At 32.5% G+C, this 4,491-nt stretch carries 7 protein-coding genes and 1 pseudogene; 6 read left to right on the top strand and 2 right to left on the bottom strand.

Annotated elements, in window-relative coordinates; translation table 11 throughout:
* The 6 genes and pseudogenes from Q4Q55_RS09775 to Q4Q55_RS09750 all read left to right on the top strand — a co-directional run.
* On the top strand, window positions 1-197 hold a 197-nt coding region (locus tag Q4Q55_RS09775; RefSeq protein ID WP_303372622.1), incomplete at its 5' end, for a gamma-glutamyl-gamma-aminobutyrate hydrolase family protein.
* Window positions 198-292: 95 nt separating this feature from the next.
* Window positions 293-565, top strand: a pseudogene (locus tag Q4Q55_RS09770) (prepilin peptidase); the annotation flags it as partial.
* Between the two features lie 216 nt (window positions 566-781).
* Window positions 782-1,162, top strand: coding sequence for a peptidase A24 (locus tag Q4Q55_RS09765; RefSeq protein ID WP_303372623.1), 381 nt, complete (start codon window positions 782-784; stop codon window positions 1,160-1,162).
* Window positions 1,163-1,588: a class III signal peptide-containing protein gene (locus Q4Q55_RS09760; protein WP_303372621.1), complete on the top strand. Its 426-nt coding sequence runs from the start codon at window positions 1,163-1,165 to the stop codon at window positions 1,586-1,588.
* A gap of 56 nt (window positions 1,589-1,644) precedes the next feature.
* Complete coding sequence (locus Q4Q55_RS09755; protein WP_303372620.1) at window positions 1,645-2,469, top strand: hypothetical protein; 825 nt, start codon at window positions 1,645-1,647, stop codon at window positions 2,467-2,469.
* 4 nt (window positions 2,470-2,473) lie between these two features.
* Window positions 2,474-3,154, top strand: a complete 681-nt coding sequence (locus tag Q4Q55_RS09750; protein WP_303372619.1) for a TIGR00289 family protein — start codon at window positions 2,474-2,476, stop codon at window positions 3,152-3,154.
* Here the strand turns inward: Q4Q55_RS09750 and Q4Q55_RS09745 are convergent, their stop codons facing one another.
* Together Q4Q55_RS09745 and Q4Q55_RS09740 are read right to left on the bottom strand one after the other, a co-directional pair.
* Entirely contained in the window at window positions 3,155-3,691 is a 537-nt protein-coding gene (locus Q4Q55_RS09745; protein WP_368660155.1) for an AAA family ATPase, read from the bottom strand.
* A 14-nt stretch (window positions 3,692-3,705) separates the two neighbouring features.
* Entirely contained in the window at window positions 3,706-4,440 is a 735-nt protein-coding gene (locus Q4Q55_RS09740) for a 4-phosphopantoate--beta-alanine ligase (protein ID WP_303372617.1), read from the bottom strand.
* Window positions 4,441-4,491: the final 51 nt, after the last annotated feature.

The following is a 4,491-nucleotide window of genomic DNA, read 5'->3' as shown; positions in this document are numbered from 1 at the left end:
TGGAAGATTTACAACAAAAAGGTTTGATAATTTCCGGTACCAGTCCTGATGACTTTTTAGTGGAAATTGTTGAATTGCCAAATCACCCTTGGGCTATTGGTTGTCAATTCCATCCGGAATTCAAATCAAGACCTAATAGGCCACATCCATTATTCAAATCATTTTTAGAAGCTATTTATGAGTTTTCTAAAAATTAATTTTTTCTCTTTTTATACAATTTTACATTTTAAAAACAATTTTATGAACTTATTTTCTATCTAATTAATATTATAGTTGGTATTATACTATAATTATGAATTTAAGTATAGTATTTTTAGTTCAAATATCAATTACAGTATTATTTTGTGCTATGGCTGCAATTTCGGATGTTAAAGAAGGTATTGTTCCGGTTTCGTTAACAAGGTTCCTTTTGATTTTTGGAATGGTGTCTAATTTACTTTTGTCATTGTTGTCATCTAACGTTAAATACATTTTAGCTTCAATAATTTCTGCAGTTATTACATACACTATCACATATATGATGTGGCAATTGAATGTATGGGGTGGGGGTGATGTAAAACTGTTCACAGGCATCGCTTCAGTAATACCATTCGGTTTTAATATCAGCTTCCTGGAGATTTTTCCACAACTGTCATTGTATCCCTTTTCATTTAGTGTAGTGATAAACAGCATTCTGGTATCATTTCCGTTCTTGGTAATTTTTGTCACTCATTTGATTTTTAAAAATAAGGTCTTTTCGAAAAATTCGGATTTCCTGTTCAATGTATTGAATGTTAACAGCTTGAAATATCTTGTTGAATCAACGCTTAATAAGATGATACCGGTAAAGGATATAACTGAAGGGACAATTGTAAATGAATATTATTTTAATAATGAATATATCTGTGAATTGATTGGTGAGGCTGATGGCAATCTGAGAATTTATAAAAACAATGATGATTCTTATTTTAAATATTATTTCAAATCTCAGAGTGCGGGAGGCATAATCGCAGAAGAGGTGTATTTATTAAAAATCATGAGTGTTCAGGGATTTATTTCAGATGAGCTTTCTGTTAAAATTTCATTCCCCTTTGCTCCGGCAATATTCTTCGGGCTGTTGATTGCTGTTGTCTATGGGGATATTGTGATGTTATTTACGAAAAATATATTTTTGGTGATTTAGATGAATGGAGATAATCGTGGACAGATATCCCTTGAATATATGCTAATCTTTACAATTTCACTAATAGTTTTGATAGTTTTTACAATGCCTTTAGTAAACCAGGGCATTAAAACAACATTGGATGTGTCAGATTCCATAAAAGCCAAATCGGATTTGTCTAAAATTGCACTGGCTATTAAAACAGTCTATGGTGAAGGTCAGGGGTCAAGACAAACGGTAACTATAAATTCAGAACAATCTAATAAGGTTGATGTTGAAAGTAGTTATTTATCGTGCAATTTAAAACTTAAAGATAACTCCTATAAGCTTATTAAAGTTTCATCAAAGTCAAATCTGAAATCATCTTCGATTTATCTTAAAAAAGGCGAAAACAATGTTGTTGTTGAGTGGCCTGTGGGTAGTGAAAAAATGTTGGTGTACATATGATTTTTAGCAAAAGTTATTTTAATAGCGTTATTTAAAATATTATCTATATTAGTTAAATGGCGTGTAAAATTATGGATATTATAACTACAATTATTTATATTATTTTATTCATTGTAATGATGATATTTGTTTTTTCTATTGGTATGCTTAGAAAATATATGCCGAAAAAGGAAATTATTCTTGTGCTTATTGTTGCTTTTTTAATTGGATCTATTGGAGGGGCATTTTTCTTGGAACCTATTTATCAGGAAATGCCTTCGGTTGTATCTACTCTTGAAAGAAGCATGCCTAACAATGAAGAAACTTTATATTTAGATTTATCTACTTCCAATGATTTAAATAAATTAAAAGATGATTTAAGCAGTACTGAGGGCTTTAAATCATATGAAGAAGAAAGTATTGCCATAACTCTGTGGACATTTAGCGATGTTGAGAAGGATTATTTTGAGGAGATAGTTGGAAATATCGATTCTGGCTATAAGAATTACACTGTTAATGCTTCAACCGGTAAAATAACAATAGAACTTGAAGATAATTATTCTGCTTTACAGGCTTTAAAATCTTTTTCAGATTGGTATAAACTAGTTTATGGAGAAACATTATCTTATGCACAGGTGCAGTCAGTGCTGGTTATTGACGCTTCATGCTTGGATAAATTTGAGCAGGTTCTGCTTAATCATGGTGTTGTTGCAAGTAAAATGGAAGGTCCAATTCATGATAGTATTAATTCCACCAATTCATCAATGGTTTCAAGCACTAATTTTGTTCTGATTACTGGAGCCATCGGTGTTGTTGTTGCAATAATTGGAATTTACTTTGATTCCGTTGTTGTTTATCATAGAAGACTTAAAAAATTCTTAGAAACAAAACGTAAACGGTAATACTATGGATGTTGCTATTTTATTTTCAGGTGGAAAAGATAGTACAATGGCTCTGTATTATGCACTAAAGGAGAAAGAGGATGTAAAATATCTTCTTTCCATGAAATCTGTTAATGACGAATCATACATGTTTCATGTTCCAAATATTCATATCACCGATTTGCTTGCAGATGCCCTTGATATTCCAATAATCTCAGCTGTAACTCAGGGCGTTAAAGAAGAGGAACTTCAAGATTTGAAAAGGGAATTCGAAAATCTTAAAAGTTTAGGTGTTGAGGCTATATATACAGGTGCACTTTACTCAGTCTATCAAAAATCAAGAATAGAAAGGTTGGGTGAAGAGGCGGGTCTGAAAATCATTTCACCTTATTGGCATGTGAATGAACTTGATTATATGAGAGAAATCGTCAGTCTGGGATTTGAGATTATTGTTTCTGGAGTTGCTGCATGGGGTCTGGATGAAACATGGCTTGGACGTGTCATTGATGATGATGCTATAGATGAACTGGTTAAAATCAATGAGAAATATCAGGTAAACATTGCTTTTGAAGGTGGGGAAGCTGAAACATTGGCTATTGACGGACCTATTTTTAAAAAAAGAATTAAAATTTTAAAGGATAGAAAGGAATGGCATCTTGACAGTGGTGTTTATATTATTGAAGATGCAATTCTTGAGGATAAATGATTAGAATCCTATTTCATCTAAAAATTTTTCTACCTTTTCAATAAAGCTATCCAAATCACTTTCATTAATAAGTGTTCTATCTGAAAGGGAAATTACATTGCCCATGCCGAAGCCCAATTCTCTTTGGTCTCTTTCAGAGAATCCTGCGTAATCCTGAGAATCGTCTTCTCTTTTTCTTTTTTTCAATCTCTCGAATCTAATCATAGGTTTTGCAAAGATTGAGACAATGATAAAGTTATCAAAGCTTTCTTTAAACATTTCAACTTCGTGGTGGCTTCTGATTCCTTCAACAACGATTTTATCGTGGCCTTCTTTTTGAAGTTTTTTAATCTTTTCTATTGTTAGTTCAGAAACGATATATTCTCCGAATTCTTTTCTTAAGTTCACTGCTGTCTCACCGGTTGTTTCACCTCTTTTTTCAGCTTCTTCCCTTATGATATCGCCCATGCTAACAATGATAGCACCTTTTTTACAAGCCAAATCGGAAACTATGCTTTTTCCTGATCCTGGCATTCCTGTAATTCCTATAACTTGCATCATATTCACTCTTTTTATTTTAATTTAATTTGTTGCAATGATTCTTTGAGGTTTTCCTCGTTGTCGAATTCATTAATCAAATCGACCAAGAATTTTTTATCTTGGGTTTTTAAATCATCAGCTATTTTTGTCATAAATGGAATTGCCCTTACAATATTGTCCATAATGGATACATCAGACATTTTTGATGTTCTGGATAGTGGATTCAAATCAATTGTAATGATGTTTTTTCCGGATTTTTTTAGTATTTCTGCTCTGTCACCATCTTCAAGAGGCACTAAAACAGTATCTGCTGAATAGATTCCTGTTTTACTTGCAGAAGACCTGTTGTTTTTAATGTCGCTGATATATTCTATGTCATCATCGAGAGTGCCCAATATGTCGGAATATCCATGATTCTTGTATAATTTTGTTATTAATCTCACTCTTTCATCGGTTCTATAGAATAGATTGATTTCAATTTTTGCATTTACTGCCTTTGCCAGGTCGATTATTTCATCACAGGCAAGGGCAGTGGCATTTCCATTAACTGAAATAACCGGATTATTAGATAAAAGTAAGGCTGCAACAGCAACATACATAGCTCTTTTTGCAGGGTAAGTTGTTTTTTCTCCAATCAAATAATCAAAAGCTTCTCCTCTACCATGCGCAATCATTCCTGAGTCTGCAAGGTAACCTTTCTCAGAGGCTTTAACGATTTTATCTCTTAAAAGCAATGATTCATAACGGGGGTGTGATTTTGGTATCATTTATTGTCTCCTTATTTTAAATCGATATTCATTTGGGCAAGGTATCCTAGA

This window comes from Methanobrevibacter sp. (genome assembly GCF_030539555.1).
Classification (GTDB): Archaea; Methanobacteriota; Methanobacteria; order Methanobacteriales; family Methanobacteriaceae; genus Methanocatella.
The sequence above is the reverse complement of the archived record's forward strand: the minus strand, read 5'-3'. Positions and strand labels throughout refer to the sequence as shown.

Excerpts from the sequence above, each read along its gene's own strand:
- Q4Q55_RS09755 (WP_303372620.1), top strand. The coding sequence starts at position 1,645 with ATGGCGTGTAAAATTATGGATATTATAACTACAATTATTTATATTATT.
- Q4Q55_RS09745 (WP_368660155.1), bottom strand. The coding sequence starts at position 3,691 with ATGCAAGTTATAGGAATTACAGGAATGCCAGGATCAGGAAAAAGCATA.
- Q4Q55_RS09740 (WP_303372617.1), bottom strand. The coding sequence starts at position 4,440 with ATGATACCAAAATCACACCCCCGTTATGAATCATTGCTTTTAAGAGAT.
- Q4Q55_RS09750 (WP_303372619.1), top strand. The coding sequence starts at position 2,474 with ATGGATGTTGCTATTTTATTTTCAGGTGGAAAAGATAGTACAATGGCT.
- Q4Q55_RS09760 (WP_303372621.1), top strand. The coding sequence starts at position 1,163 with ATGAATGGAGATAATCGTGGACAGATATCCCTTGAATATATGCTAATC.